The sequence below is a fragment of the Streptomyces durbertensis genome (assembly GCF_014156695.1).
Taxonomy (GTDB): domain Bacteria; phylum Actinomycetota; class Actinomycetes; order Streptomycetales; family Streptomycetaceae; genus Streptomyces; species Streptomyces durbertensis.
Genome location: NZ_WMLF01000956.1, coordinates 1 through 413 on the forward strand (window position 1 = coordinate 1; position 413 = coordinate 413).

1 protein-coding gene is annotated in these 413 nt (G+C 78.7%); it reads left to right on the forward strand.

Features of this window, described 5'->3' with window-relative positions:
* Positions 1 to 101: 101 nt before the first annotated feature.
* Positions 102 to 413 (forward strand): hypothetical protein (locus GL263_RS27860; RefSeq protein WP_182858475.1); only part of this gene is annotated, 312 nt, incomplete at its 3' end.

Here is a 413-nt window from a genome sequence, read left to right on the forward strand (position 1 = left end):
CCTCAGGACAGCACGGCCCGCCCGCCTCGAGACAGCACGGCCCACCCGACCGGCCCTCCGCGGTCGAGCGCGCCGTCCGGGCGGCCGTCTACGAGGCGTTGATGGTCCGCTGGAGCATGTCGACGCCGGCCGCCCGGCGCGCCCTGCCCGCGCTGCGCAGTCGCGGCGGACCGCCCAGGAGCGAACTGGAACACGCCCTGTGGGCGTACCACCGGCAGGACAGCCTCTCCCTCTGGCCCCGCCGGCCCGGCGCGAGTTCCCGGACGGCCGCCCCCGCCGGGCCGAGCAGCGGCACCCGGCGCCGCCCGCCGCCCGTCGCCGAGCGGCTCTCCGCGTACACGGGCGGCGACGTCTTCGCCGTGGACACCACCCGTCCCCAGGCACGCGCCGAGGGATGGCACGTCGTGCGGGTG